We start from the raw sequence: 26,048 nt of genomic DNA, 5'->3' as shown, positions 1-26,048 counted from the left end.
CCGTTGCCCATCGCGGGGAACAAAAATGCTGAAATTCGTTCTGAACCGCCTGCTGATGGCATTGCCGACGATCGCCCTCGTCTCGGTGACTGTCTTCACGCTGATCCGCTTCATACCCGGCGATCCGGCGGCACTGATGCTGGGCGATATGGCTGAGCCGGAGCAGATCGCGGCGATGCGCTCGGAACTCGGCCTCGACAAATCGCTGCCGCAACAGTTCCTGATCTGGACCGCCAATGTCGTCCAGGGTGATTTCGGCCGCTCGATCGTCAATGACGAGCCGGTTCTGCCGCTCGTCGCATCACGCTTTCTGGTCAGCGCCGAAATCGTTGTCGTCGCCGTCCTTCTGGCGAGCCTCATCGCCGTGCCGGCGGGTGTCATCGCCGCCTGGCGGCAGAACAGTCTGACGGACCTGGCGCTGGTCGGCACGGCCACGATCCTGCTGTCGATCCCGACATTCTGGCTCGGACTCCTGCTTCTGCTTTTCTTCGGCTTGAAACTCGGCTGGTTACCGGTCCTCGGCTATGTCTCGATAGGCAGCAACGTTACCGGCGGCCTGGTCTACCTCGTGCTGCCGATCATGACCCTGGTCGTTCACGAGATGGGTGTGTTGATCCGCATGGCACGCGCCTCGACGCTGGAAGTGCTGCGCCTCGACTATATCACCCACGCCCGGGCCAAGGGTCTTTCCGAAAGCGCCGTCCTTTGGCGGCACGCCTTCAAGAATGCCTTCGGCCCGACCTGGACAGTCATCGGTCTGATCCTCGGCAATCTGCTCGGCGGCATTGCCGTCATCGAGACGGTCTTCACCATTCCGGGGCTCGGGCGACTGATGGTCGACAGCATTTTTGCCCGCGATTACCCCGTGATCCAGGGCTGCCTGCTGTTCGTCTCGCTATCCTATGTGCTGGTCAATTTGGTCGTCGACCTGCTCTATCCCCTGTTCGATCCGCGGGTCGTCGCCGAATGAAAAACGTCACGTTCAACGGCTTCATCGGCAGCATTCTGATTGCCGCATTGCTGATCTCCGCTGCGATCGGCCTTTTCTGGACCCCCTATGATCCGATGAAGCTCGGCTTCACGGCACGGCTGGCGGCACCAAGCAGCGCCCACTGGCTCGGAACCGACGAATTCGGCCGCGACGTGCTCAGCCGCCTGATCGTCGGCGCCCGGGCGAGCGTCTGGATCGGCACCTTGACGGTCACATTCGCGACGGTCTGCGGCACGCTGATCGGTCTCGTCAGCGGCTACGCCCGCGGTTGGATCGATGCGGTCATCATGGCCGTTAACAATGCGCTTCTTGCCTTTCCGGGCATCCTTCTGGCGCTGGGATTGCTCGCCGTCTTCGGCGCCAACCAATATGGCATCATCTTCGCGCTGGGCATTGCCTATTCTCCCTCCATGGCCCGCGTTGTCCGGGGTGCCGTCCTGTCACTGCGCGAGCGGGAATTCATCGAGGCCTCCAAGGTGATGGGCAATGGCGAGCTCTACACCATGTTCCGCCATATCCTCCCCAATTGCATCGCTCCGATCACCGTGCTGGCGACCTCGATGTTCGGCTGGGCGATCCTTTCCGAAAGCGCGCTCAGCTTTCTCGGCCTCGGCGTTCCGCCACCGGCACCGACCTGGGGCAACATGCTGGCCGCCGGCCGGCCATTCATCGAGCAGGCGGTCTGGCTGGGTCTCTTCCCGGGCCTGGCGATCGCCCTGACGCTCCTCGGCATCAATCTTCTGGGCGACGCTCTTCGGGACAAGCTTGATCCGCGGATGAGGGGGCTGAAATGACCAATAGAACGCTTTTGAATGTCCGCAACCTGTCGCTTCAGGTCACCGGAACCGGTGTGCAGGTTGTCAAGGACGTCAGCTTCGACATCGCGCCCGGCGAGATCTTCGGCATCGTCGGAGAAAGCGGATCGGGCAAGACGCTGGCAACACGCGCCCTGATCTCGCTGCTGCCGGCGCCCATCAAGGTGATCGGCGGCTCCGTTGCCTACAAGGGACGCGACGTGCTTTCCATGAACGGCGCGCAATTGCGCCAATTGCGTGGTGCAGAAGTCGGTGTCGTCTTCCAGGAGCCGATGACCTCGCTCAATCCCTCGATGACCGTCGGCCGCCAACTCGAAGAAGGGCTGCAGCTGCATACGAAACTTTCGAAGGAAGAGCGGCGCAGCCGGATCCTCGACATGCTGAACCGGGTCGGAATCCACGATCCCGCCGGGGCGCTCACTGCCTATCCGCACGAATTCTCGGGCGGCATGCGCCAGCGCATCATGCTGGCATCCGTCATGCTGCTGAAACCGGCGCTCTTGATCGCCGACGAGCCGACGACCGCGCTCGATGCCGTGATCCAGCGCGATGTCATGGAATTGATGGTGGAGCTGACGCAGGCGGAAGGCACCGCCGTGCTGCTGATCAGTCACGATCTGCCGATGGTTGCCCGCTACACGAACCGCATCGTCGTCATGGAAAAGGGCGTGATCGTCGAAGAAGGGCGCACCGCCGATCTGCTCGACGCACCGCAGCGTGCCTATACGAAGAAGCTGCTTTCCTCCCTGCCGTTCCGCGGAGAGACGCGGACGATCGACAAGACCAAGGCGCCGATGGTTTCGGCGCGGGATATTGTCGTCGACTATGCGGGCCGGCGGTCGCTGATGAAGAAGGCAACGCCGAAACGGGCGCTGCATGGCGTCAGCATCGATATCCACGAGGGCGAAGTCGTGGCACTGGTCGGCGGTTCGGGTTCCGGCAAGACCACGCTCGGCCGCACCATTGCCGGGCTGGTCCGCGAGAGCGAAGGCGATATCCGGTTCAAGGGACGCAGCCGCAACGACGATTGGATGGATTATCGGCTGAATTGCCAGATGGTTTTTCAGGATCCTTATTCCTCGCTCAATCCGCGCATGACCATCCTCGCGCTTGTGGAAGAAGCGCTGCGGCTCGTTGCCGATCTCGACGCTATGGCTAAGCGCAAGCGCGCCCTGGAGACGCTGGAGGAGGTCGGCCTTGGGGCCGACTACGCCGGGCGCTATCCGCATGAGCTTTCAGGCGGCCAGCGTCAGCGCGTGGCGATTGCCCGGGCCATTGCGCGCCGGCCGAAATTCCTGATCGCCGACGAGCCGGTATCGGCGCTTGACGTGACGGTCCGGGCGCAGGTGCTCGAACTCCTGTCCGATCTGCAAAAACGCTACGGCTTTTCCTGCCTGTTCATCAGCCACGATCTCGGCGTGGTCGAACAGGTGGCCGATCGCGTCGTCGTCATGCAGGACGGCCGGATCATCGAAGAGGGCGACCGCGATACGGTTTTCGACAGCCCGAAGGAGGCCTATACGCAAAGGCTTCTCTCGGCCATCCCCGCTCTGGACCACAATGCTCAGGGCGGCGTGATCCTCAAATGGCGCCTGGAGAACTGACATGACGACGATGATTGAATCCGCAAAGCTCGCGGAGCGATTGAACGCGATCTGCGATACCCAGCCGTTCGTGACGCGCTTCATGGTGCGTGCACTTGGCAGCGGCGAAACGATCGGCAGAGGCGCGGACGAGGAAACCCCTTCCGCCAGCACCCGAAAGACCTCGATCATGATGGCGGCCCTGAAGGCCGCCCATGAAGGCCGCCTGGACCTGGACGAACAGATCACCTACGAAAAACGTTTCGCTGAGGAAGTGGCGAGCGGGATGTTCCGCTATCTGACGCCTGGTATCGTCATATCGCTGCGCGATGCCATCACCGGCATGATGGTGCTGAGCGACAATGTCTGCACCAAGATGGTCTTCGAAAGGCTGACGCTCGAAGAGGTCGACAGCTATTGCAAGTCGATCGGCATGACGGGCACCAACCATCGCTTCCTCATCCCTCCCTTGGCGCTGTCGCCCGATCATTCATTGAAGGCCGTCACCACGACGACGGCGCGGGATCAGGTCTATCTGCTGCAGACCATCCTGGATGCGCAGGATTCGCGGGAAGCCGCAGACCGGCTCGGCTGCTCGCAGGCGCTCAGCGCTTACGCGCTTCAAACCCTGAAGAACCAGATCCTGCGTTATGCCATTCCCTCCCGGCTACCCTTCGGTGTGCTCGTCGCCCACAAGGGCGGCACAGGAAAGCGCGGCCGCATGAATGCCGGTATCGTCTATCGCGAGGGTTCCCCCTTCTACATCATCGCCGCCTATACCGACGAGGTGCCGCAGGAAATGCCGGACGGCACCCCTGGCTACACGGTCGCGCTTGAAACCATCGGCAGGCTTTCGCGCGCCTGCTGGGATGAACTCCGATCCTAACAATCCATAAAAAGAGGGTAGAACAATGCACAAGCTTCTTCTTGCAGGCACCATGTTGATGGCGATGACCGGCGTGGTCAACGCCCGCGACATCGTCGTGGCTCAAAGTTCCGATCTGCGCAGCAACAATCCGGGCGTCAATCGCGACGGCAATACCGATGGCGTCATCCTGCATATCGTCGAGGGGCTCGTCGGCTATGCCAACAACGGCGAGGTCAAGCCGCTGCTGGCAAAGAGTTTTGAAGTCTCGGCCGATGGGCTGAACTACAGCTTCAAACTGCGTGACGACGTCAAATTCCACAACGGCAAGACATTGACCGCCGATGACGTCGTGTGGAACTGGAACCGTTATCTCAAGCCCGAAACGAAATGGACCTGCCTTCCCGACTTCGACGGCAGCGGCAGCGTGCATGTTACGGGGGTCAAGGCAGTCGATGCTTCCACAGTCAGCATCACGCTGGAAAAGCCATCCGCAGTTTTCCTTGGCCTGATGTCGCGCCCGGAATGCGGTTACACCGGGATGATTTCCCCGGAATCGGTCGGCGCGGACGGAAGCTTCATCAAGCCGATCGGCACCGGTCCCTTCAAATGGGATGAATGGAAGAAGGGCGAGTATATCCATCTCGCCAAGTTCGACGATTATGTCTCGCCAGAGAATGACGGCAAGCCCGACGGCATGGTCGGTTCCAAGCGCCCTCTCGTCGATGGCATCAAGTTCATGGTCATTCCCGATGCTTCGACCGTAAAGGCCGGCCTTCAGTCCGGCGTGCTCGACACCGCCGAGATTTCGCCGGATCTCATTCCCGAATTCAAGACGAGCGACACGATGCAGCTGATCGTGGCGCGCAACAACGGCAAAAACCTCTTCTACATCCAGACGCGCGACAAGGTTCTGAGCAATCCCGGCGTGCGTCGCGCCATGGCGATGGCACTCGATCTCGACCAGCTCGTCGAGGCCGCCTCCAATGGCACCGGCGCAGCCAACGGTTCGATGGTTTCGCAAGACTCGCTCTATTTCGACGATGTCCAGAAGGAGCGTCTGCCCTACGACATCGAGGCCGCGAAGAAAGAGCTTGCGACGGCCGGCTATAAGGGCGAGCCGATTACCATCATCGCCAACAAGCGCAGCAACGTGCCAAGCTTCCCGGCCGCGGTGATGGCGCAGGCCATGATGCAGCAGGCAGGTCTCAATGTGCAGATCGAGGTGCTCGACTATGCGACGCAGGTCGATCGCCGCCGGTCCGGCAACTACCAGATCATCTCGCAATCGGTCGCACCGCGGCTCGATCCGGCGCTGATGTACGGCTTCTATGTCGGTAACAAGGACAAGAACGCTTCTTTGATGTGGGATGACCCGAAGGCCGTCGAGTTGATGAAGGCCGCCTATGCGGAAGCCGACCAGACAAAGCGTCAGGCGATGTTCGACGAGTTTCACACGCTGATGCTCAAGGAAATGCCGGGCATCTTCCTCTATGACATGGTCGATGTCTGGGGCGCGACCAAGAAGCTGAAGGGCCAGCCCGTCTGGCAATCGAATGCCCGTCTTTGGGAAGTTTCGCTCGACAATTGAGCCTGAACTGCCGGGCCCGGTAGGTCGGGCGCCGCCATCCCGCTTCGACAGTCAACAGGAGATCCGGCAGGCAATCCTGCCGGATCCGGTGCAACACGTCCCTGTGGCGGCAGGACAGACAGCGAGGAAATGCCATGAATCTTGACGCGATCGGCTCCATTGCCGCGACGATCGAAAAGATGAAGCCGGATTATATCGCTCTCAGCGACAGTATCTGGGATTTCGCGGAGTTGAAGTTCGAGGAGCGGCGCTCGTCGCAATCGCTGGCTAGGACACTCGAGGAAAACGGCTTTGCCGTGCGCCGCGGCGTCGCAGACATGGAAACGGCCTTCATCGGCGAATCCGGCAGCGGCAAGCCGGTGATTGCTTTCCTCGGCGAATTCGATGCCCTGGCCGGAATGAGCCAGACCGCCGACGTGGCCGAGCCTCTTCCCGAGGCGGCGGGAGCAACCGGTCACGGCTGCGGGCACAATCTGCTTGGCGTCGGATCGCTGATGGCGGCGGTTGCGCTTGCCGGCCACCTCAAGGCGAACAACCTGCCCGGAACGGTGCGCTATTACGGCTGCCCGGGGGAGGAGGGCGGCTCCGGCAAGACCTTCATGGTTCGCGCCGGCGCATTCGATGACGTCGATGCCGCCCTGACCTGGCATCCGGCTCCGTTCAACGGTGTTCGTTCAACGAACAATCTTGCCGTTCTCGAATATTACTATCGCTTCAGGGGTGTCGCGGCACATGCTGCCAACAGCGCCCATCTCGGCCGTTCGGCGCTCGATGCGGTCGAACTCATGAATGTCGGCGTCAATTTCCTGCGTGAACACATGCCGCAGGATTGTCGCGTTCACTACGCGATCACCGACACCGGCGGCAGGGCCGCCAATGTCGTGCAGGCCAGCGCCGAGGTTCTCTATCTGATCAGGGCGCCTGACATGCCACAGGCGCTTGAGCTTGCAGGGCGCGTCGAGAAAGTTGCACGAGGTGCGGCGATGATGACCGAAACCGCGGTCGAGATCGTGTTCGACACCGCCTCGACGAACCTTCTTCCCAACATCACGCTCGAAACGGCAATGCACGAGAACATGGTCACGCTCGGGCCGATAGCCTTCGACGATGCCGACATGGCCTTCGCCCGGAAGATCCAGGAAACCTTCTCGCAGGAAGCGATCAGGAGCAGCATCCGCCTCTACCAGATCAAGGGCGACGTATTCTCCAACGCCAAGGTCGATGGCTCGACGCCCTTGCACACCGGTCTGCGCGATTTCGAGGGACAATCGCATTTCCGGGCCGGATCGACCGATGTCGGCGACGTCAGCTGGGTGACGCCGACCGCGCAATGCTGGGCGCCAGCCTGGGCGATCGGCACCAATCCCCACACCTGGCAGGTCGTCGCGCAGGGAAAGAGCCCGGCCGCGCACAAAGCCATGGCGCATGCGGCCAAGACGCTTGCGACCACGGGTCTCGCCTTGATGTCGTCATCCGACCTCCTGGCAGCCGCGACGGCAGAGTGGCGGGAAAAGACCAGCGGCAAAGCCTATGTGTGCCCGATCCCCGACGATGTGATGCCTGCAACGGCTCACAGTCGGTAGTTCCCGTCTCAGTCTGCTGTGAGAGCGACCTGCATCGCACCCGCTTGCAGGATCCCATGAAAAAGCACTAAGGGTATGGAAGTCGAAAGCGCGGAACTGAGGCATTCACCGCTTTCGAACCTCCAACACGTCGGAAAAGGCAAAGATGACAAGCTCCGAATGGCGGGTGGGAGTGCTGTTTTCCAGAAGCGGAATTAGCGAAATTACGGAAACCGAGCACTTTCTTGGCACCGCACTTGCGATCGAGGAAGTCAATGCGGCGGGGGGCGTGCTTGGCAAGCCCATCGTTCCGATTGCCTATGATCCGGGCGGCGATCAAACCGCCTATCGCAATCTGGCACGGCGCCTTCTGGCCGATGACGACGTCAACATCATTTTCGGTGCGTCGATGTCAGCCAGCCGAAAGGCGGTGCTGCCGATCGTCGAGCGGCACAACGGACTGCTGTTTTATCCGTCGATGTATGAAGGTTTCGAATATTCGGAAAATGTGGTCTATACCGGCGCCACCCTTAATCAGAATACTTTCGCGCTCGCAGAATACCTTCTCCGCCACCATGGACGCCGGATCTTCTTCGTCGGTGCGGATTATATTTATCCGCGCGAATCCAATCGGGTCATGCGCGATGTGGTAGAGGCAAAGGGCGGTGAAGTCGTCAGCGAGCGATATCTTCCTCTTCATGCCGACGAACAAACCTTGCGTTCGGTTATTTCCGATATCGTTCGTCTCAAGCCTGATGCCATTTTCTCGACAATCATCGGCCGGCCGGCGCAGCGTTTTTACCGCATGTATGCCGAGGCCGGAATCGATCGAACGCGGGTTCCGATTGCCAGTCTGACCATGGCCGAGAGCGAGATTCGCGAGATCGGAGCCGACGCTTGCACCGGCCATATTCTCTCGGCGACCTATTTCCAGACGGTCGAGAACGAGGCAAATGAGCGCTTCGTGGGAGCATTCAAAGCCCGTTTCGGCCAGGAGTTCACCACGAGCGTCTGGTCGCAGCCGGCCTATGCGCAGGTTCACCTTTTTGCCCGCGCGCTTGCCCGGGCCGGCTCGCTCGAGACCCATCGCATTTCCGAAGAAATTCTCCTGGAAGATTTTCTGGCTCCGGAAGGCCGGATCAACTTCGACGCCGATACCCGTCATCTCTGGTTGCATCCCCGCATCGGCGTGGCGCGGGCCGATGGGCTTTTCGACATTGCCTGGCAGGCGCCTGGCCCGATCCGGCCGGACCCGTACCTGACGGCGTCGCGGTTCGAAGACGTTTGGCTGGAGGCCTGAGATGGCGGGACCGAGCAGGATCGTTCAGGATCTGCGGCGTGCACGCGTTCTGGTCGTCCATCCGCGCGACGAGGACGGCGACGTGTTGATCGCCCATCTCAAGCGCCTTGGCTGCGAGGTTCGGGCCACTTGGCCGCTTCCGCCAGCTTTGCCTCCCGACGTAGACACCGTCTTCCTGCATGTCGAGGATGTGCATGTCGAGCACGCGCTGCAGATTATCGACCTCCAGCAGACGGCGATCATCGCGATCGTCACATATGAGAGCCCGACAGCGCTCCAGGCGATCATCGATCTCAACGCTCACGGCGTTATCAGCAAACCGTTGCGGCCGCTCGGCATCCTGACGCAATTTGCGCTTGCACGCTATCGGCATAGCTACGAAAAACGGCTCGCCGGCAAGGTGCAGAAACTCGAGGAAACCTTGAAAAGTCGCCGGCTGGTCGAAAAAGCCGTTTCGGCGCTGCGGGTCATGAATGGTCTCGACGAGGAGGCGGCCTATAAGCTCTTGCGCGATCAGGCGACGTCGAAGCGCGTTCCGATGGCGACGATCGCCGAATCCATAATTGCCGCGCAAGACACGATGAAAAGCCTCGGACTTTCCATCGGCGCAGAAACTCAACCTTAGGTCGCCGAACCTGTGCGCCCTGAAGATGCCTGCTAAAGCCGCTTGACGGTCACATTCTTTCGTGCAAGCCTAAAGACAACGAGCAGGTTTGCTCGGCGGCAGGGCTGCCGCATTCACATCATGGCTATGTAGCCTCTGGTTCACGGATTGAATTCCGTGCCAGAGGTTTTTTGCGTTTGGAGACAAGATTGACCGTCAAGACCTCAGCCGCACGGACGGTAACCGTCGCAACCGTCCAATTCGAACCGATCGTCGGTGATCGCGCCGGTAATCTCGCGGCTATCGAGCGGCTGGTGAGGTCGGCAAAGACCAGGGGCGCGGAGATCGTCGTTCTGCCGGAACTGGCCGATAGCGGCTATAGCTTCCGTGACGGCGACGAGGTCGCCGCATTGGCCGGCCCGGTACCCGGCGGCCCGAGTGCCGAGACGCTCTGCCGCCTTGCCAAGGAGCTTGGCCTTTACATCGTCAGCGGCGTTGCCGAGCAGGATGGCGACCGGTTTTACAACAGCGCTCTTCTTTGCGGTCCCGGGGGATATATCGGCAAATACCGTAAGCTTCATCTGTGGAACAACGAAAACCGTCTTTTCAGAAAAGGCGATCTCGGGCTGCCGGTATTCGACCTGCCCTTCGGCCGTATCGGCATTGCCATCTGCTACGACGGCTGGTTTCCGGAAACGTTTCGTCAGTTGGCGCTGGCCGGCGCCGAACTGGTCTGCGTGCCCACGAACTGGGTACCGATGGCCGGTGCGGAAAGTATTGCCGAGCCGATGGCCAATATCCTCCACAAGGCGGCGGCCCACACCAATGGCCTCTACATCGTCTGCGCCGATCGGATCGGCGTCGAGCGCGGCCAGTCCTTCATCGGCCGCAGCCTGATCGTCGGCCCGCAGGGCTGGCCGATATCTGGTCCGGCCAGTGCCGATCGCGAGGAAATCCTCCTGGCGCAAATCGATCTGTCGAGCGTGACGGAAACCCGCACACTCAACAGCTTCAATCATCTGCTCGGCGACCGCCGAGCCGATGTCTACGGGTAACATCGACCCACTCAAGAAAGGGGAACAAAATGCAAATGAAAACCATAATTCTTACACTGGCATCTGCAGCATTCGCCACCGCAGCTTTCGCCGAAGACCCGATCAAAATCGGCGTACCCGTGGGGCTGTCAGGCGCAAACAGCGTGGTCGCGCCGTCCGTCGTCCAAGCTGCGGAGCTCGCCGTCGAAGAAATCAATGCCAAAGGCGGCGTGCTCGGGCGGCCATTGGAGCTTGAGATCGCCGACGATGCATCAGGGGCGGCCGGCGCGCAAAAGGCCTTCGATTCCCTGGTTTTCCAGAAGGAGGTGAACGTCGTCATCTCGATGGAGACGAGTGCTGCGCGCAATGCCGGGCTGCCGATCATTTCCAAGGGTGACGTGCCATACATCTACACGTCCTTCTATGAAGGCAAATCCTGCAATGCCAATCTTTTCGTCGATGCCTGGGTTCCGGAACAGCAGGTGCCGCCTGTCGTCGACAATTTCATCAGCAAACAGGGCGCAAAGAAGTTCTTCCTGATCGGTTCGGATTACGCTTTCGGACGCGGCATGCTGACCTTCGCCAAGGGCTATATCGAAAAGGCCGGCGCTCAGATCGTCGGCGAAGAATATCTGCCGATGGATGGCAGCGACTGGACGGCCATCATCTCCAAGGTCCGCTCCTCCGGCGCCGATGCCATTATCACCTCGACGGCCGGCGGCGCACCGAACGTGACCTTGACCAAGCAGTTGCGCTCGTCTGGCGTCACCCTGCCTTACGGCAATCTCGCGGTCGACGAAGGCACCGCCAAGAGCATGGGCGCGGATGCCAAGGACATCTTCCTCTCCGCATCCTACGTCACCGGCATCGACAGCCCGGAAAACAAGGCTTTTCTCTCGGCCATGGACAAGAAGTTCGGCAAGGAATTGCGCACGCCGAACGATCTTTCCGTGCCCCAATATGAAGCGATCTACCTTTACAAGGCAGCCGTCGAAAAGGCCGGCAGCACCGATACGGCGGACGTGCTCAAAGCCCTTCCTGACGTGTCCTTCACCGGTCCGCGCGGCAAGATCTCCATGAACAAGCAGCACCATGCGCCGCTGACGATGTATCTTGGCCAGGTCAAGGACGGCGGCAGCGTTGCAGTCGTCGATAGCTTCAAGGACGTCAATCCCGGCGATCAGTGCCCGAATCTCTGAAACCAGCGTGGCGGGGCAGGGCGCCCCGCCTCCAGCATCGGAGTTCTAGAAATGACGCTCTTTCTCGATATTGTCAGCACTGCGGCCATTCTCTTCATCGTTGCCGCCGGGCTGCTTGCGATCTTCGGCGTGCTGAAGATCATCAATTTCGCGCATGGCGCATGGCTGACCATCGGGGCCTACTGCGCTGTCGTCGTCAGCGGGTTCGGCCTCAATCCGTGGCTTGCCATTCCCTTCGCGTTTCTCGTCGGCGCGATCCTCGGCGGTGTTGCCGAACGGTTCATCGTGCGGCCTCTCTATCGCCGCCCGCTCGACGCCATTCTTGCAACCTGGGGCCTTGGCATCGTCATCGGCCAGCTGATCACGCTCTGGTTCGGCCGTGATGTCCAGTTCACGCCGGCGCTGCTGCCCGGCACCTTCGATCTCTTTGGGACTGGCTACTCGGCCTACCGTCTTTTCGCCATTGTCGCCGCCGTCGGTATGGGGCTCGGCTTCACCTTGCTGCTCGATGGGACAAGGCTTGGTCTTTCCGCTCGGGCGGTCATCATGAATGAAACGCTGGCGCGCGGACTCGGTATCGATACCGAAAAGGTTCGGCTCGCGACCTTCATGATCGGCACGGGCCTTGCCGCCCTTGCCGGCGTGCTGCTCGCGCCGCTGACCAGCGTCGATCCCAATATGGGCGTCGCCTGGCTGACAGGCGCCTTCATGCTGGTGATGGTCGCAGGCTCTTCTTTCGCCGCGCTTGCTGCCGCCTGTCTCATCTTCGGGGCCGCTCAGGTGCTCGTCAGCACCTATTTCAGTCCAATCCTCGGCGGCATCACCGTAGCCGTCCTCTGCGCAATCACACTGCGCATACGTCCGAAGGGATTTGCCCGTGCCTGACAGACAAAAACTCCGGCTTGTCCTTCTTCTGGCGCTGGCGCTCACAGCTCTCCTGCTGATCGTCTTCGGGCCGATGTTTCTCGGTCGCTTCAGCCTCAACGTACTGACGCGTTCGATGATCTACGCCATGCTGGCGATCACCGTCGACTTGCTTTGGGGCTATACGGGTGTTCTCACCTTCGGGCAGGCGGCATTCTTTGGCGTGGGCGCCTATGCCACCGCCATGGTTCTCACCCATATCGGCGCAAGCCCGGCGCTTTTCGTCGTCGCCCTTGCCGCCGCCGTGCTCGTTCCGCTCGCGCTTGGTCTCGCCGTCGGCTGGCTGTCGTTCTATCACGGATCGACAGCGCTCTATGCCACCGTGATCTCACTCGTCGTGCCGATCGTCATCACACAGCTCATCTTTTCAGGCGGTACCTGGACCGGTTCCTCGAGCGGCCTCGTCGGTTACGAAACCCTCCCGCTCGGGCTTCCCGGCTATTTCCGCCTGTCGGGCGCGTGCCTGCTGGTCTTGGCCGTTCTTGCCATCGTCTTCGTCCGGTCGGACGCCGGCCGTCTGCTCGTCGCAATCCGCGACAACGAAGCCCGCATCGCCTATCTCGGCATGAACCCCGCTCGGCTGAAGATCGTCCTGACAGGCGTTCTCGCCGGCGTATGCGGCCTGGCAGGCTTCCTTTATGCCAACGCCTCCGGTGTCGTCGCGCCTGAAAACACCGGTTTCGTATTCGGAACCGAACTCGTCGTCTGGACGGCGCTCGGTGGCCGGGGAACGATCATCGGACCCTTGTTCGGCGCAATCGGCATCGATTACCTGAGCGCCAGTCTTTCGGGCGATCTGCCCTTCCTGTGGCAACTGATCATCGGTGCGCTCTTCGTCGCCATGATCATCCTTTTGCCGGGCGGCCTCGCCTCCCTGCTGACGCGATCCCTGCAGTCGGCGAACTCCAGCAGCACTCTGAAATCCTTGCCGACGCGTATCGTCGCCAAGGATGGTGCATTGGCAGGCAAAAGCCTGTTGTCGATCCGCGGTCTCGGCAAGTCCTATGGCAGCTTTTCCGTCCTCAAGGGCATCGACCTTGAAATCGGCGCCGGAGAACTCGTCAGCCTGGTCGGCCCGAACGGCGCCGGCAAGACCACGCTGATGCGTTGTCTGTCAGACGGTACCCAGCAGATCGAAGGTCAAGTGGATATCATCGGCACGAATATTGCCGGTCGTGCACCCGAACGGATCGTCGCCCTCGGCGTCGGCCGAAAATTCCAGGTCGCCAGCATCTTCGACAGCATGACCATCGGCGAATGCCTCAAGATGGCGCGTTTCAGCCGCGAGAGGCCCGACCCGATGCGATCGCTCGCCGAGATCATGCTGCCGGCCGCTGCGGCCGAGATCCTGACGCTCACCGGCATGGCTGACATGCTGGACAAGCCGGTGTCGCTGCTGTCGCACGGTCAAAGGCAGGCCCTCGAACTGGCGATGGTCGTCGCTCTGGAACCACGCATCATTCTTCTCGACGAGCCGACTGCGGGTCTTACCAAGACCGAGCGCATGACCATCGGAACCATCCTCAAGAAGCTGACGGACGAGATGGGTTTCGCCGCCATCCTGGTCGAACACGATCTGGATTTCGTGCGCGACATATCGAGCCGCATCGTGGTTCTCCACCAGGGCAAGCTCGTTCTCGACGGCACGGTGAATGACGTGGTCAATTCCGAAACGGTTCGCACCATCTACGCAGGAGGCGCCCATGGCTGACGCGTTCAAACTCAAGCTCAGCGCCGTATCGAGCGGGTATGGCGCGGTCGATGTCGTCAATGGCGTGTCGCTCGCCATCCGGCCGGGCGAAATCTTCGCCCTCATGGGCAAGAACGGCATGGGGAAAACGACCCTGCTGAAGACGATCCTTGGCTTCCTGCGTGTCGGCAAAGGCAAGATCGAGGTCGACGGTGCTGTCATCACCGACAGGAAACCCGCCGAGTTGATCGCTTCCGGCATCGGCTATGCCCCTCAGGAATTGCCGTTGTTTCAGGATCTCTCCATCCGCGACAATCTGCGCCTCGCGCTGAAGGGCGATCGGGATCTGGCATCCGCCCTGGAGCGGGTTTACGGTTATTTCCCTTTCCTCAAAGACCGGCTCGCACAGAAGGCCGGCACCTTGTCGGGCGGGGAGCAGAAAATGCTGATCCTCGCGCGGGCACTGATGCTGCGGCCAAAACTACTGTTGATCGACGAAATCTCCGAAGGCCTGCAGCCCTCCGTCGTTCAGAACATCGCCAAAGCATTAAGGGCCGACCGCGAAAGGCGCGGCACGACCATTCTGCTGGTCGAACAGAACCTGGATTTCGCCCTTTCGGTGGCAGACCGCTGGGCCATTCTCAAACTGGGGGCGATCGAAGACGAAAGCCCCAATGGTCCAGATAGTCGCAGCCGTGTGCTGCAACATCTGAAGATCTAGGGAGCCGGGGCAAGTGCGAGACCCATGGAACGCTTTCATGCCCTATCCGGATGCGGATGTCGGGCACGCGGCCATCGGCCGGCTTTCCGGCCTTCGCCTGGCGGTCAAGGACCTTTTCGACGTTGCCGGCTATCCGACCGCAGCCGGCAATGCCGCGGTGCTCGCAGCCTCCGGCATCAAGACATCGACGGCGCCCCTGGTCCAGACGCTGCTCGATGCCGGCGCCTGTTTCGTCGGCAAAACCAATACGGATGAGCTCGCCTATTCCCTGATCGGCGGCAACATCCATTTCGGAATGCCGATCAATCCGCGCGATCCCGACCTCATCCCCGGCGGATCGTCGTCGGGCTCGGCCGTCGCGGTTGCCGCTGGCCTGGCGGATATCGGCCTTGGAACAGATACGTCCGGCTCCATCCGGCTGCCCGCCGCCGTCAACGGCCTCATCGGCTGGCGGCCGACACATGGAAACCTCGACAACAACACATTGCGTCCGCTGGCGCCAAGCTTTGATGTGCCGGGCTTCATGACGAGAAGCCTGGAACCAATGGCCGCGGTGATGAGCGCCGTCGGCATGCCCGCGGCAAATGACCGACCGCCATCTATTCTCATTGCCGAGAATGTCTTCGAAACCATCGACGACGCGGTCGCCGACGAGATGATCGCCAGCCTCCAATCAGTGGCCATGCCTATTCGCAGGACCGATGCGATCGCCTCGTTCAGCCTCGCGGATCTTGCTTTGGCGTTCATCACCATCCTGCAAAGAGAAGCCTGGGAAAGCAATAAAGCACTTTTCGAGCGGAGCCCTGAAGCCATCGCGCCCGATATTGCTGAGCGTCTTCTGTCAGGATCTCGCGTGGAGGACGAGGAGGTGCGCGAGGCACGCAGGATCGCCGCCCTGTTTTCCCAGCAGATCGACCGATTGCTCTGCGAAAACGTGATTGTCGCTCTTCCGACCTTGGCCAAGAGCCCGCCAAGGCGCGATGCTGAACCGGAAAGCTTCGCCGTATTTCGTTCCGCCTGCATCAAGCTTCTGTGTCTCTCAGGCCTTAGCGGCTGCCCGCAACTGGCTTTTCCCATTGTCAATTGTGCGGGAAACGTTTCGCTTTCCTTGTTGGGCGCAAGGAGCGCCGACAGGATGCTTATGAATGTCGCCCGGCGACTAAGGGCTGAGTGAAGAGAAAATGCGGCCGTCCCGTGGCTTGCGACCGGCCGATGAAATTGTTCGGCCAGCGATGGCACCAGAATAGCAACGCAGCGCTTGGCTATTGCGAGCCGCCGGCTTTGCGTCGGCGGCTGATCATCATTCCGCCGACGATGAGAACAATTCCGGCCGCGTTCGCCCAAAATGACGCTGGAACGGCGCTGATATAATCAAACGCTACCCCTGTTACCATCTGGCCGCCGATGATCAGCAGAGCCGAATTAACCGCACCTATTCGGGCAATGACCCAACTGCCCGCCGCCACGAAAATAACGCCGATCGAGCCGCCCAGATAGGCATACCAAGGCGCCTCGGCAGCGCCCGCAGGGAGCAGGCCCCCGGCAAAGAGACCAAGGCAGGTGAGGACAGCAAAGCCTATGGCATGATTCCAGAAAGATGCGATCAGCGGCGTGGTGGATATGCTCAACCGCCCATTGAGCTGACGACTGAGGCCGACGAGCACACCGCCCAGGCAAGCCAGGAGAATGAACACCGTCACGCCGCACCTCGGCCAAACAGGATAATGAGTGCAGCCCCCGTGACGACCAAGCCGAGTGCTACGATGTCTTGCGTATCCGGATGCCGCTTTGGCAGACCAAACAATCCCCAACTGTCGGCCGCGACGCTGAAAGCGACCTGGCCTGCCAAACCCAAAGCCAACGTGCCGGAGAGCCCGAGCGGTGAGTTGACCGCGGTCGAAGTCAGAATGACCGTTGCCGCGCCGGATATCCCACCGAAGTAAGCCCACCAAGGCGCGCTAGGGGCTTTTTCTGGCCTCGGCGTGCGTCGGCGGTGGACCACCAGGAGAAGAACGACGGCTGCTATGATGCCTGTGCCGTGAGCGGTCCACGATGAGAACAGGGGATTCCCATAACGGGCCAACTCCCCATTGAGGTGCACCATGAACGTCAGGAGCCCACCCGTGGCAAAAGCTCCGATGAAATAGATGGGATGCGAATTACGCGCTGCTTCGGTGGTCATTGTAGATCCCGTCAAAGAATCGATTGCGCCCGATATTTTTCAAATTGCCACTAAGGCCATTCATCGGCATTTTCAGCAAGATGATTAGCACCGTCCGATCGACGCATGGTTGGTGTATTTGACAGGCTAAATTCGAGCGATGTCCCATAATGCAAGATGATGCCATGTCCGCGGAACTCGATGGTCCAGACGCCTCCACGATGCCGAAAGCCGGATTGTCGGAAATCCTCGCTCCTGGCCTTTCCGTGGTTTTCTGCGGATTGAATCCGGCTCTATCTGCCGTTCGCGACGGGCATAATTTCTCGAACCCGAGCAACCGTTTTTGGCGGGTATTGCATCTGGCTGGATTTACACCGCGTCTGCTGCGGGCCGATGAAGAGCGCGCGCTATTGCAATATGGCTGTGGTCTGACATCGGCGGTTTCACGCCCCACGAAAAGCGCAAGCGAGCTCAAGAGGCAGGATTATCTCAGCGCCGCGCCCGTCCTGGAAAACAAGATACGAAAGTTTGCGCCAGCCAATCTGGCCTTTCTTGGAAAGGCGGCATACGCGGCTATCAGTCTTCGAGCCAATGTTGAATGGGGTCGGCAGCCCGAGGAATTTGCCGGCGCGTGCGTCTGGCTGTTGCCAAATCCGAGCGGCCTCAACAGAGCCTTCACCTTGACGACTTTGACCGAACACTATCTCGAACTGAGATTGACGCTGTAGTCATCCTGCGTCGATCTCGAAATTGCGATCATCGTCATTCGGGAGAAATGTCATGGTACGCTTGCTTTCGGTCAATGTGGGCCTGCCACGCGACGTCACCTGGCAAGGCAAGATCGTCAACACTGCCATTTGGAAGACGCCGGTCGACGGCCCGCGTATGGTGCGGCGCCTGAACGTGGACGGCGATGGACAGGGCGATCTGGCTGGCCACGGCGGCGAACGCCGCGCAGTCTTTGTCTATCAGATCGATTCCTATCGGTACTGGCAGGAGGAATTGCGCCGAGACGACTTCGTTTACGGACAGTTCGGCGAGAATTTCACCGTCGATGGGTTGCCGGATGCAGAGGTCTGCATTGGAGACCGTTACCGGATCGGCGGCGCTTTGTTCGAGGTGACGCAACCGCGCGTCACCTGCTACCGGCTCGGCATACGCATGGACGAGCCGGAGATGGCCGCACTGGTGGTCAAACATGGTCGACCTGGTTTCTATTTCCGTGTGCTGGAGGAAGGGGAAGTGCAGTCCGGCGACGAGATCACGAAGGTGGCGTCCGGGCCTGAGGGTATGAGCGTTTTCGAGATCAACGCGCTGCTTTATATGCCGGGTCACCCGCGCGATCAGTTGGAGCGCGCGCTGCGCCTCCCGGCGCTGAGCGCAGGCTGGCGTCATTCTTTCGAGGCCCTGCTCAAGCAGGAGCGGAAGGAGGGCGCGACGACAGGAAATGCCGGGCTGACAGCTGCTCCCGGCCTGCCTCCGGCATGGCGCGGGTTCCGCCCGCTGCGTGTGTCCCGCAAGGTGCGCGAAAGCGGCAGCGTGGTTTCCCTCGTGCTCGAACCGGCGGATGGCCAGCCTGTTGCCGCCGCACTCCCCGGGCAGTTCGTGGTGCTGCGGCTCGGACGGGATTCGGCGCCGGCGCTGATGCGCAGCTATTCGCTGTCGGGCGAGCCCAGCGCCACGCATTATCGCGTCAGCGTCAAGCGGGAGGTCCATGGCGCAGCCAGCGGCTACATCGACAACGAGCTGCAGGTCGGCGACATCGTGCAGGCAAGTGCGGCACGCGGCAGTTTCACATTACGGCCAGGCGATACGCCGGTTGTTCTGTTGAGTGCCGGGATCGGAGTGACGCCGGTGCTCGCGATGCTTCATGTTTTGGCCGCCAAAGCATCGACCCGGGAAGTCTGGTGGTTATACGGAACCCGCAACGGCCGCGAACATCCGTTTGCCGAGGAGGCGCGCGGCCTGCTCAAGGCGCTCGCTCACCATCACAGCCACATTTGCTACAGCTCTCCCGACCCCAAGGATCGGCCCGATATCGATTTTGACGCTCGCGGCCATCTTGATGCGCAGGCGCTCAAGTCGCTCAACCTGCCGCGCGATTGCGACGTCTATGTCTGCGGACCATCGAGCTTCATGAGCGATCTGACCCTCGGCCTTGTTGCGTTGGGTATCGCGCCGGATCGCATCCACACCGAGATGTTCGGCGCTGGTCCTGCGATGACCCCCGGCATAGCAGCTTCGCCCCGCCGGCCACCACATTTGCCGGCAGGGCTTCCAGGCTCTGGGCCGATGGTGTCGTTTGCCCGCACGGGTCTCAATGTACGCTGGGAGCCGACATTCCAGAGCTTGCTCGAACTGGCCGAGGCCTGCGACGTGCCAGTGCGATGGTCGTGCCGAACCGGCGTCTGTCACACTTGCGAGACCGGACTTGTGGAGGGCAGTGTGGGCTACCGGCCGGACCCTGTCGATGCTCCGGCGGATGGCAATGTGCTGATTTGCTGCGCAAAACCTAAGGGCGACATCGTGATTGATTTGTAATGCCTGGACGAACGCGCCGACCGTGATTCTTGCTCATGATGCGCGGCGCGGCAATGGCCTGGTGTCGTCACTGCCTTGCAAGCATGGAGGATGCGATGCTGCTCAAGGGCGAACGAACATTCGTGGTGCGGGATATGGGAGGCTTCGTCGCACATCTCAACATGCCGGGCTGGTTGAAGCCGAAGCCGACCGATCACGGCCAAGGCCCTCTCGCCATGGTCGTTGAATCCATCCTCGATCCCGGCCGCTTGATCGCCATGCACGAGCACAGGAATGACGAGATTATTTCCTGGGTGCCCGAAGGTGTCATGCGTCACGACGACAAAGCCGCTGGCCGACTGGTGATCGACCGCGATCATCTGATGGTGATGAATGCCGGAGCAAGCTTTTGGCATTCCGAAGAGACGCTGGCATCCGATCCGCCTCTGCGAATGCTGCAGATCCTCGTTCGCCCTTATGCGGTTGATCTCGAGCCGAAGATCCAGCACGGGCCGATGCCAGCTGCCGCGGCAAACGTGTGGCGACACCTGGTCGGGCCGGAAGGGGAGGGCGCGCCCTTCTATGTCCGCAGCGCAATCGACGTCTTCGACATGCGGCTGGACGCGGGCGTACGGGTGGAATTCCCGCAGAAACAAGGCCGAGATCTCTATTTCTATGTCTTTAGCGGTTCCGTTGTCGTCAATAGGCAGACGTTCGCCGAAGGCGAGCAGGGGCTGCATTTATCGGATGACAAGCTCGAAGTAGAGGCGCAGAGTGCAAGCACGTTGGTCGCGTTTCTGCTCGACCCGAACGCATCTATCACCAGGCAGGGGACTGTCGGCGACCACAAGAAGATCCCGCCGGCAATCATCATTCGCGCGTTCCTGCGATGGAGGAAATTTCGCCATATGTGGCGTCGTCATCTTTCGCATCGCCGCTCGAAGACCGAAAAGGCGATATGAATGGAACAAGGATGCCCTGAATGGGTTTCGAACCTTAGCGTTCAATAGGAGGAGCATTTCATGCCTACGGTTGCCGCCACACCCATCACCCCACCAGACCAGCACGTTGTAACAGCCCGCGAAGCCATCGAGCCGCTATATGAGAAGCTCGAGCTTCAAACGGAATCGCTGGTCCTGTCTGCGGCGCTGGAAGCGGGATGGTCTTCGGATGAGGCAACCGAGGCATTGGCGGCGCTCAGACTGCAGGATGCACTTTCCACGCTTGGACGAACGGCCTGACCGAGAAACCGACAAGATCGGCTGCGAGGTTGGCAAAGCACCTTCCGGTTCTATCAGATAGGAAACCAACAAGGCAGTCGCCCAACGCATCGCCGAAGTTGGGCCCGATGCAATCTGCGTCAGCATTATCACGGCATCGGAGTTGCGCTACGGGTGCGCCAAGAAGGGATCACCAAAACTACTCGCCCAGATCGAAGCCATCCTTGGCAAGGTACCGGTGCTTGCGCTGGATGTGCCCGCCGATGCTGCTACCGCGGCATCCGGGCTGAACTGGAGGCCGCTGGCAAGCCTATCGGTCCGAATGACCTATTCATCGCCGCCCACGCATCTGCCCTCGGAGCGGTTCTAGTGACGGCGAACGTTGGCGAGTTCATGCCTATTCGCGCCTTGCGGGTCGAAAACTGGCTGGTTTGATTGCCATAAGCCATTTTGGAAATTCAATGCCGATTTGTCCTGGCGTGTTCCTTCTTACCTGGGATCCGGCCTTGCACTCCGGACCAACCAAAAGAATCATTGGTCACGGATGGAAGGTATCAGCCTCGATGTTGAGCGCCGGCGCATTGGATCATCGCGGTCGCGCGCCGCGTACGTCCCTCGACCTACATTAAACCAGATCCCCGACGGCGGCCGTGGAGCAGGCAAATGTCACAGGACTGCGGATAACCCAAAACCACGCAGCGCCTATAGTTCCATCTGTTCCATAAGATAGATTACGCCACTTTTGCCACTAGCGATTGCTAATTAATGATAGTGCTCTCTTCGGTTGCTTTGGATGCGTGGGGTCAATACCGTTTGATAATCGCAGTTCGTAGCGCGTGATCGCGCAACCGATGCCCCTCGGCGAAATTGGGATAATTGAACTGACCGATCCTCATCCCCAGTCGTCTCATAACCCTCAGAATTTGATGTTTGCCGGCACCGTGCAGCTGACTGTGCGATGACGCATCAGCTTTTCCTAGGCAGGGTGAAAAGCGATGAACCGAACCGCTTGACGGTCCCGTCATTTCGACCTATATACTGGAACCTGTATAAAGGGGTTATCATATGGAACGGCTTGTCTACGATAACGTCTTCGAGTCACTCGTTGACGACAAGGATGAAGCCGCCGACTTGAGCTTCCGCGCATCGTTGATCTCCGCTCTCGTCGATCTCTTCGAGGATCGCGGTTGGAAGCAAGCAGATGTGGCAGAAGCACTAGGCATTCCACAGCCACGAGTTAGTGAGCTGATGCGAGGGAAGGTTCATCTGTTCTCCGCTGATCGGCTCATAGGCTACCTGGCTCGCCTCGGCGTTCGCTTCAAACCATCCTTTGAACATCACAGAATCATATGTGATGTGGAAATGACAGAGGCCGCCTAACGCGGCCTCAGTTGTCTCACTTCTTCTTTTGCTTCTTTCGCGCGTTAACCTCGGCCATCATGGCCTTGTAGCGCTCCTCCACCGTCTTCATTGCGGTCCTGTCGACCCCGTTCGTGGTCTTGGTGAATGCGTGCAATACGAAGACCGTATCTTCATACTTGGCGCAGTAGACTGCTCGATAAGCCGGGCTGCCGTTTTCGATTAACTCGATTACCCCGCCCTGCCCGATACCCTTTAAATGTTTAAAATCCGACAGGGGGCTCTTGCCTTCTTGTACCCTCTGCAGGTCCGTCGCAAATTGGAGTGCGATCTCCTTTGGGAGAGCCTTCATCGCCTTCATCGCGGAGTTATTCACGTACTCTAAATTCATTTTTTTGGACATTTTCCCTCATCACTTCAGGATAGCCCTCTTTCTAGCTGACCTTCTCGTAGAGGACGTGACGGCGCAACGGATGCCCTTCGGCCAAATTGGGATGATCGAACTCACCGATCCGGTTCATCCCCAGTCGTCTCATCAAACCCCAGGAATTGCTGTTTGCGGGCACCGTGAAGCTGACGATGCGGTCAAGCTTCAAATCGTTGAACGCAAAGTCGAGAGACCGTTCCGCGGCCTCGCGCGCATATCCGGCGCCGTGCCGCGACGCTGAAAGCCGCCAACCGATTTCGACTGCCGGGGCAAATGGCATAGCCGGCGAAACCTTGGCGAGGCCGCACATGCCGATCAACTGGCCGCTTGCCTTCTCCTCCAGCGCCCAAAGCCCCCAGCCATGATCCTCGAAGTGCCGGTCGATGCGGTCGAGCATCGCATCCGACTGTTCGTCGGTCAGAGGATTGAGATATCTGACGACGTCGGGCTCGGCATTGATCGCAGCGAAGGGTTTGCGATCCTGCTGTCGCCAGGGTCTCAAAATCAGGCGTTCAGTTTCGAGCTGCATCGTTCCTCTGCGACAGATCCTACCAGAGCGTCATGTGACGGTTGACGTCCTTGTAGAGCAGGTAGCGGAACCGGCCGGGGCCGCCGGCATAACATGCCTGCGGGCAGAAGGAGCGCAGCCACATGAAGTCGCCGGCCTCGACCTCGACCCAATCCTGGTTCAGCCGATAGACGGCCTTGCCCTCCAGCACGTAGAGACCATGCTCCATGACATGGGTCTCCATGAAGGGAATCACGGCACCCGGCTCCAAAGTCACGATATTCACGTGCATATCGTAGCGGACATCGGCCGGATCGATGAACCGGGTCGTCCCCCAGCGTCCATCGGTATCGGGCATTGCCGAGATGGGATGCTGGTCCTCATGCGTGAAGATCGCCGGCGGCGGCTCCAGCCCCTCGACCTCCTGAAAGGCCTTTCGAATCCAGTGGAATTTTGCCGCGGTCGAGCCGCTATTTTTCAGGCGCCAGACCGAGCCCGCCGGAAGATAGGCGAACGAACCGGCGCGCAGCGCATGGCTGTTGCCGTCGAGCTCCACGGTCATCTCGCCTTCGACGACGAACAGGACCGCTTCGGCCCGCTTGTTGGGCTCCGGCCGATCGCTTCCGCCGCCGGGCCGAACCTCCATCACATATTGCGAGAAGGTCTCGGAGAAACCGGAAAGCGGCCGGGAGAGAACCCATGCCCGTGTCCCCGTCCAGTGAGGAAGGACGCTGGTGACGATATCGGTCATGACGCTGCGCGGGATGACCGCGTAGGCTGTGGTGAAAACGGCCTTGCTGGAAAGCAGCTCGGTCTGCGGCGGCAGTCCGCCGAGTTTGGAATAATAGTCGTTATTGTTCATCGGTCCAGATTTCGCGGCATGTGGCACTGCATCTGATTTATGCGCCGCTCACCTTCCAGGCAACTCTTAATTCGTCGCGTGAAAGTCGATACGGAGCCGCACCGCCGCGTTCCCTTCAGAACTCGACTTCCAACTCGACGATCTCGTCCGGCTCGGCCATCGCCCCTTCCGTCCATTCGCCCATCAGCGGCCAGGACAGCACCGTTTCCACATAGGCTTCGAGCTGCGGTTCGAGCTCCACCGCATAGGTGCGGAACCGGGTGCAGACCGGCGCATACATCGCATCGGCCACGCTCGGCGTGGTGCCGAACAGCCAGGGCCCGCCGCTTGCCTCGAGGCATTCGGTCCAGATCGCCTTGACGCGCTCGACATCGGGCCGCGCGCCCGAAAATATCTTGAAGCTCGCATGCCGCGCCTTGAGGTTCATCGGCAATGCCGAGCGCAGGTTATGGAAACCCGAATGCATCTCGCCCGAGACCGACCGGCAGCGGGCGCGCGCCGCGCGCTCAGTGGGCCAGAGCCTGGCATCCGGCACGACCTCATGGAGATATTCGGCAATCGCCAGCGTGTCCCAGACAGTCACGTCGTCATGGGTCAGCCTCGGCACCAGGACCGATGGTGAAAGCAGAAGCAGTTCCTGACGCGCCTCGTCATCCATCTCCACAAGGACTTCGGCGAAGTCCAGCCCGGCCATCCGGCACAGCAACCAGCCGCGCAGAGACCATGAGGAGTAGTTCTTCGAGGAAATCGTCAGTGCAGCTTGCGACATCGCGCTCGTATCCTTGCCGGACAATGTTGCTTCTTCCTCGATAATCTTCTCGCATGGCAGGACATATTCCACTAGCATTTTTTGCACCGCCGCATCGATGCGGCAGTGCGGGAGATTTCGGGCATGCTCTACCAGGCCTACCAGTTCCAGGATGATCTCATCGCGCCGCTCCGCGATCTGGCGCGGCGCTTGCAAATCTTCTCCGCGACAGCGCTCTGGGGATCCGGCAGCGAAATGGGACGGCACTTCGCCGCCGCGCTGGAGATGATCTCACGCTTCGAGATCACCCACCAACGTCCGGATTTCGACATAGACTCGGTCATGATCGGCAATCGCGTGGTGCCCGTCACCGTCGAGACCGTACTCGACATGCCCTTCGGCACGCTGCTGCGCTTTGCAACGGACACCGATACAAAGCGGCCGCGGGTGCTGGTCGTCGCCCCGCTGTCCGGCCATTTCGCAACACTCCTGCGCGGCACGGTGCAGACCCTGCTGCGCGATCACGACGTCTATATTACCGACTGGGCGAACGCCCGCGACGTGCCGCTGTCGGCCGGACGCTTCGGCATGGACGACTATGTCGATTATATCATGCATTTCCTGGAGGAAATCGGCCCCGGCGCTCATATCCTCGCCGTCTGCCAGCCCTGCGTCCAGGCGCTGGCCGCCGTTGCCGTGATGTCGGAAGAGCGGCATCCCGCCACCCCGCGCACCATGACGCTGATGGCCGGGCCGATCGATCCGCGCGAGAGCCCGACGAAGGTCAACGAACTTGCCGTATCGAAGTCGCTCGCTTGGTTCGAGAACTCGCTGATCACGGGCGTTCCCTGGCGTTATCGGGGCGCCGGGCGGCGGGTCTATCCCGGCTTCCTCCAGCTCGTCGCCTTCATGTCGATGAACATGCAGCGCCATCAGGACGCCCATCGCAAGCTCTACGACCATTTGGCGAAGGGCGAGACGGCCGAAGCCGGCAAGATCAAGAAGTTCTACGACGAATATTTCGCCGTGCTCGACCTTACCGAAGAATTCTACATCGAAACCATCGAACGCGTCTTCCAGAAGGCGGAACTCGCAACCGGCGACTTGACACACCATGGCCGCAAGGTCGACCCGGGCCAGATCCGCAACACGGCGCTCTTGACCGTCGAGGGCGGCCGCGACGACATCTGCGCGCTCGGCCAGACGTCGGCCGCGCACGATCTCTGTCGTGCACTGCGCCCGCATCTGAAGCGCCATCATCTTCAGGCCAATGTCGGACATTACGGCGTCTTCAGCGGCCGCCGCTGGGAGGGGGAAATCTACCCCGTCGTGCGCAACATGATCCTGGCGATGGAATAGCGCCC

General features: G+C 60.5%; 26 protein-coding genes and 1 pseudogene. 21 read left to right on the top strand and 6 right to left on the bottom strand.

The window, feature by feature from the left end; genetic code table 11:
- Positions 1-25 precede the first annotated feature (25 nt).
- The 14 genes from J3P73_RS30565 to J3P73_RS30500 all read left to right on the top strand — a co-directional run bounded on the left by J3P73_RS30565 (position 26) and on the right by J3P73_RS30500 (position 16,053).
- Positions 26-970, top strand: coding sequence for an ABC transporter permease (locus tag J3P73_RS30565; RefSeq protein ID WP_027690170.1), 945 nt, complete (start codon positions 26-28; stop codon positions 968-970).
- A complete protein-coding gene (locus tag J3P73_RS30560; protein ID WP_017992060.1) occupies positions 967-1,785 on the top strand; it encodes an ABC transporter permease in 819 nt (272 codons plus the stop codon). The genes J3P73_RS30565 and J3P73_RS30560 overlap by 4 nt, the downstream gene beginning before the upstream one ends.
- Entirely contained in the window at positions 1,782-3,410 is a 1,629-nt protein-coding gene (locus J3P73_RS30555; protein ID WP_024320067.1) for an ABC transporter ATP-binding protein, read from the top strand. The genes J3P73_RS30560 and J3P73_RS30555 overlap by 4 nt, the downstream gene beginning before the upstream one ends.
- A gap of 1 nt (position 3,411) precedes the next feature.
- Positions 3,412-4,275, top strand: coding sequence for a serine hydrolase (locus J3P73_RS30550; protein WP_018071203.1), 864 nt, complete (start codon positions 3,412-3,414; stop codon positions 4,273-4,275).
- Positions 4,276-4,300: 25 nt separating this feature from the next.
- A complete protein-coding gene (locus J3P73_RS30545) occupies positions 4,301-5,845 on the top strand; it encodes an ABC transporter substrate-binding protein (RefSeq protein WP_018071202.1) in 1,545 nt (514 codons plus the stop codon).
- Between the two features lie 134 nt (positions 5,846-5,979).
- Positions 5,980-7,428 (top strand): M20 family metallopeptidase, encoded by a 1,449-nt coding sequence (locus J3P73_RS30540; RefSeq protein WP_026170828.1) that lies wholly within the window; start codon positions 5,980-5,982, stop codon positions 7,426-7,428.
- Between the two features lie 145 nt (positions 7,429-7,573).
- Positions 7,574-8,707: a transporter substrate-binding domain-containing protein gene (locus J3P73_RS30535; protein WP_027687522.1), complete on the top strand. Its 1,134-nt coding sequence runs from the start codon at positions 7,574-7,576 to the stop codon at positions 8,705-8,707.
- A 1-nt stretch (position 8,708) separates the two neighbouring features.
- The gene (locus tag J3P73_RS30530) at positions 8,709-9,332 is read left to right on the top strand and encodes an ANTAR domain-containing response regulator (protein ID WP_018071200.1); all 624 of its coding nucleotides are present in this window, start codon (positions 8,709-8,711) and stop codon (positions 9,330-9,332) included.
- 188 nt (positions 9,333-9,520) lie between these two features.
- Complete coding sequence (locus J3P73_RS30525; RefSeq protein WP_018071199.1) at positions 9,521-10,366, top strand: nitrilase family protein; 846 nt, start codon at positions 9,521-9,523, stop codon at positions 10,364-10,366.
- Between the two features lie 29 nt (positions 10,367-10,395).
- A complete protein-coding gene (locus tag J3P73_RS30520; protein ID WP_024320061.1) occupies positions 10,396-11,544 on the top strand; it encodes a substrate-binding protein in 1,149 nt (382 codons plus the stop codon).
- Positions 11,545-11,595: 51 nt separating this feature from the next.
- Entirely contained in the window at positions 11,596-12,429 is an 834-nt protein-coding gene (locus J3P73_RS30515) for a branched-chain amino acid ABC transporter permease (RefSeq protein WP_024320060.1), read from the top strand.
- Entirely contained in the window at positions 12,422-14,179 is a 1,758-nt protein-coding gene (locus tag J3P73_RS30510) for a branched-chain amino acid ABC transporter ATP-binding protein/permease (RefSeq protein WP_075225699.1), read from the top strand. The genes J3P73_RS30515 and J3P73_RS30510 overlap by 8 nt, the downstream gene beginning before the upstream one ends.
- On the top strand, positions 14,172-14,879 hold the full coding sequence (locus J3P73_RS30505) for an ABC transporter ATP-binding protein (protein WP_024320058.1): 708 nt from the start codon (positions 14,172-14,174) through the stop codon (positions 14,877-14,879). Before J3P73_RS30510 ends, J3P73_RS30505 begins: the two co-directional genes overlap by 8 nt.
- A 13-nt stretch (positions 14,880-14,892) precedes the next feature.
- Positions 14,893-16,053, top strand: a complete 1,161-nt coding sequence (locus tag J3P73_RS30500) for an amidase family protein (RefSeq protein ID WP_018071194.1) — start codon at positions 14,893-14,895, stop codon at positions 16,051-16,053.
- An 88-nt stretch (positions 16,054-16,141) separates the two neighbouring features.
- On the opposite strand, the gene J3P73_RS30495 is transcribed toward J3P73_RS30500, so the two are convergent.
- Both J3P73_RS30495 and J3P73_RS30490 read right to left on the bottom strand, forming a co-directional pair.
- Positions 16,142-16,579, bottom strand: a complete 438-nt coding sequence (locus J3P73_RS30495) for a DMT family transporter (protein ID WP_018071193.1) — start codon at positions 16,577-16,579, stop codon at positions 16,142-16,144.
- Positions 16,576-17,061 carry a DMT family transporter gene (locus J3P73_RS30490; RefSeq protein WP_018071192.1) on the bottom strand — a complete coding sequence of 162 codons (486 nt, stop codon included), beginning with the start codon at positions 17,059-17,061 and terminating at the stop codon, positions 16,576-16,578. Before J3P73_RS30490 ends, J3P73_RS30495 begins: the two co-directional genes overlap by 4 nt.
- Positions 17,062-17,225: 164 nt before the next feature.
- Between J3P73_RS30490 and mug the strand changes: the two genes are divergently transcribed.
- The 6 genes and pseudogenes from mug (at position 17,226) to J3P73_RS30465 (ending at position 22,160) form a co-directional block, all read left to right on the top strand.
- Positions 17,226-17,768 carry a G/U mismatch-specific DNA glycosylase gene (mug, locus tag J3P73_RS30485; protein WP_018071191.1) on the top strand — a complete coding sequence of 181 codons (543 nt, stop codon included), beginning with the start codon at positions 17,226-17,228 and terminating at the stop codon, positions 17,766-17,768.
- A gap of 52 nt (positions 17,769-17,820) precedes the next feature.
- A complete protein-coding gene (locus J3P73_RS30480) occupies positions 17,821-19,581 on the top strand; it encodes an MOSC and FAD-binding oxidoreductase domain-containing protein (RefSeq protein ID WP_024320057.1) in 1,761 nt (586 codons plus the stop codon).
- Between the two features lie 95 nt (positions 19,582-19,676).
- The gene (locus J3P73_RS30475) at positions 19,677-20,522 is read left to right on the top strand and encodes a pirin family protein (protein WP_018071189.1); all 846 of its coding nucleotides are present in this window, start codon (positions 19,677-19,679) and stop codon (positions 20,520-20,522) included.
- A 60-nt stretch (positions 20,523-20,582) separates the two neighbouring features.
- Positions 20,583-20,801, top strand: a complete 219-nt coding sequence (locus J3P73_RS30470) for a hypothetical protein (protein WP_003547964.1) — start codon at positions 20,583-20,585, stop codon at positions 20,799-20,801.
- Between the two features lie 73 nt (positions 20,802-20,874).
- Positions 20,875-21,215, top strand: a pseudogene (locus J3P73_RS37805) (PIN domain-containing protein); the annotation flags it as partial.
- A gap of 630 nt (positions 21,216-21,845) precedes the next feature.
- Positions 21,846-22,160, top strand: coding sequence for a helix-turn-helix domain-containing protein (locus J3P73_RS30465; RefSeq protein WP_018071187.1), 315 nt, complete (start codon positions 21,846-21,848; stop codon positions 22,158-22,160).
- Positions 22,161-22,176: 16 nt separating this feature from the next.
- Here J3P73_RS30465 and J3P73_RS30460 read toward each other — a convergent pair whose 3' ends face one another.
- From J3P73_RS30460 to J3P73_RS30445, 4 genes are all read right to left on the bottom strand, one after another.
- Positions 22,177-22,542, bottom strand: coding sequence for a type II toxin-antitoxin system RelE/ParE family toxin (locus J3P73_RS30460; RefSeq protein WP_020397480.1), 366 nt, complete (start codon positions 22,540-22,542; stop codon positions 22,177-22,179).
- Between the two features lie 31 nt (positions 22,543-22,573).
- Positions 22,574-23,095: a GNAT family N-acetyltransferase gene (locus J3P73_RS30455; RefSeq protein WP_018071185.1), complete on the bottom strand. Its 522-nt coding sequence runs from the start codon at positions 23,093-23,095 to the stop codon at positions 22,574-22,576.
- Positions 23,096-23,114: 19 nt separating this feature from the next.
- Positions 23,115-23,936 carry a bifunctional allantoicase/(S)-ureidoglycine aminohydrolase gene (locus J3P73_RS30450; RefSeq protein WP_207580045.1) on the bottom strand — a complete coding sequence of 274 codons (822 nt, stop codon included), beginning with the start codon at positions 23,934-23,936 and terminating at the stop codon, positions 23,115-23,117.
- 115 nt (positions 23,937-24,051) lie between these two features.
- Positions 24,052-24,705 (bottom strand): glutathione S-transferase, encoded by a 654-nt coding sequence (locus J3P73_RS30445; RefSeq protein ID WP_130666327.1) that lies wholly within the window; start codon positions 24,703-24,705, stop codon positions 24,052-24,054.
- Between the two features lie 123 nt (positions 24,706-24,828).
- On the opposite strand from J3P73_RS30445, the gene J3P73_RS30440 reads away from it, so the two are divergent.
- Positions 24,829-26,043, top strand: coding sequence for a polyhydroxyalkanoate depolymerase (locus J3P73_RS30440; protein ID WP_026170827.1), 1,215 nt, complete (start codon positions 24,829-24,831; stop codon positions 26,041-26,043).
- The last annotated feature ends 5 nt before the right edge of the window (positions 26,044-26,048 follow it).

This window comes from Rhizobium ruizarguesonis, assembly GCF_017357285.1.
GTDB classification, from domain to species: domain Bacteria; phylum Pseudomonadota; class Alphaproteobacteria; order Rhizobiales; family Rhizobiaceae; genus Rhizobium; species Rhizobium ruizarguesonis.
Note: the sequence above shows the minus strand (reverse complement) of the source record. Positions and strands in the feature narration are given on the sequence as shown.

Bases quoted from the DNA above. Each gene is read 5' to 3' on its own strand.
- J3P73_RS30565 (WP_027690170.1), top strand. From the start codon at position 26: ATGCTGAAATTCGTTCTGAACCGCCTGCTGATGGCATTGCCGACGATC.
- J3P73_RS30560 (WP_017992060.1), top strand. From the start codon at position 967: ATGAAAAACGTCACGTTCAACGGCTTCATCGGCAGCATTCTGATTGCC.
- J3P73_RS30555 (WP_024320067.1), top strand. From the start codon at position 1,782: ATGACCAATAGAACGCTTTTGAATGTCCGCAACCTGTCGCTTCAGGTC.
- J3P73_RS30550 (WP_018071203.1), top strand. From the start codon at position 3,412: ATGACGACGATGATTGAATCCGCAAAGCTCGCGGAGCGATTGAACGCG.
- J3P73_RS30545 (WP_018071202.1), top strand. From the start codon at position 4,301: ATGCACAAGCTTCTTCTTGCAGGCACCATGTTGATGGCGATGACCGGC.
- J3P73_RS30540 (WP_026170828.1), top strand. From the start codon at position 5,980: ATGAATCTTGACGCGATCGGCTCCATTGCCGCGACGATCGAAAAGATG.
- J3P73_RS30535 (WP_027687522.1), top strand. From the start codon at position 7,574: ATGACAAGCTCCGAATGGCGGGTGGGAGTGCTGTTTTCCAGAAGCGGA.
- J3P73_RS30530 (WP_018071200.1), top strand. From the start codon at position 8,709: ATGGCGGGACCGAGCAGGATCGTTCAGGATCTGCGGCGTGCACGCGTT.
- J3P73_RS30520 (WP_024320061.1), top strand. From the start codon at position 10,396: ATGCAAATGAAAACCATAATTCTTACACTGGCATCTGCAGCATTCGCC.
- J3P73_RS30515 (WP_024320060.1), top strand. From the start codon at position 11,596: ATGACGCTCTTTCTCGATATTGTCAGCACTGCGGCCATTCTCTTCATC.
- J3P73_RS30505 (WP_024320058.1), top strand. From the start codon at position 14,172: ATGGCTGACGCGTTCAAACTCAAGCTCAGCGCCGTATCGAGCGGGTAT.
- J3P73_RS30490 (WP_018071192.1), bottom strand. From the start codon at position 17,061: ATGACCACCGAAGCAGCGCGTAATTCGCATCCCATCTATTTCATCGGA.
- mug (WP_018071191.1), top strand. From the start codon at position 17,226: ATGTCCGCGGAACTCGATGGTCCAGACGCCTCCACGATGCCGAAAGCC.
- J3P73_RS30480 (WP_024320057.1), top strand. From the start codon at position 17,821: ATGGTACGCTTGCTTTCGGTCAATGTGGGCCTGCCACGCGACGTCACC.
- J3P73_RS30475 (WP_018071189.1), top strand. From the start codon at position 19,677: ATGCTGCTCAAGGGCGAACGAACATTCGTGGTGCGGGATATGGGAGGC.
- J3P73_RS30470 (WP_003547964.1), top strand. From the start codon at position 20,583: ATGCCTACGGTTGCCGCCACACCCATCACCCCACCAGACCAGCACGTT.
- J3P73_RS30465 (WP_018071187.1), top strand. From the start codon at position 21,846: ATGGAACGGCTTGTCTACGATAACGTCTTCGAGTCACTCGTTGACGAC.
- J3P73_RS30460 (WP_020397480.1), bottom strand. From the start codon at position 22,542: ATGTCCAAAAAAATGAATTTAGAGTACGTGAATAACTCCGCGATGAAG.
- J3P73_RS30455 (WP_018071185.1), bottom strand. From the start codon at position 23,095: ATGCAGCTCGAAACTGAACGCCTGATTTTGAGACCCTGGCGACAGCAG.
- J3P73_RS30450 (WP_207580045.1), bottom strand. From the start codon at position 23,936: ATGAACAATAACGACTATTATTCCAAACTCGGCGGACTGCCGCCGCAG.
- J3P73_RS30445 (WP_130666327.1), bottom strand. From the start codon at position 24,705: ATGTCGCAAGCTGCACTGACGATTTCCTCGAAGAACTACTCCTCATGG.
- J3P73_RS30440 (WP_026170827.1), top strand. From the start codon at position 24,829: ATGCTCTACCAGGCCTACCAGTTCCAGGATGATCTCATCGCGCCGCTC.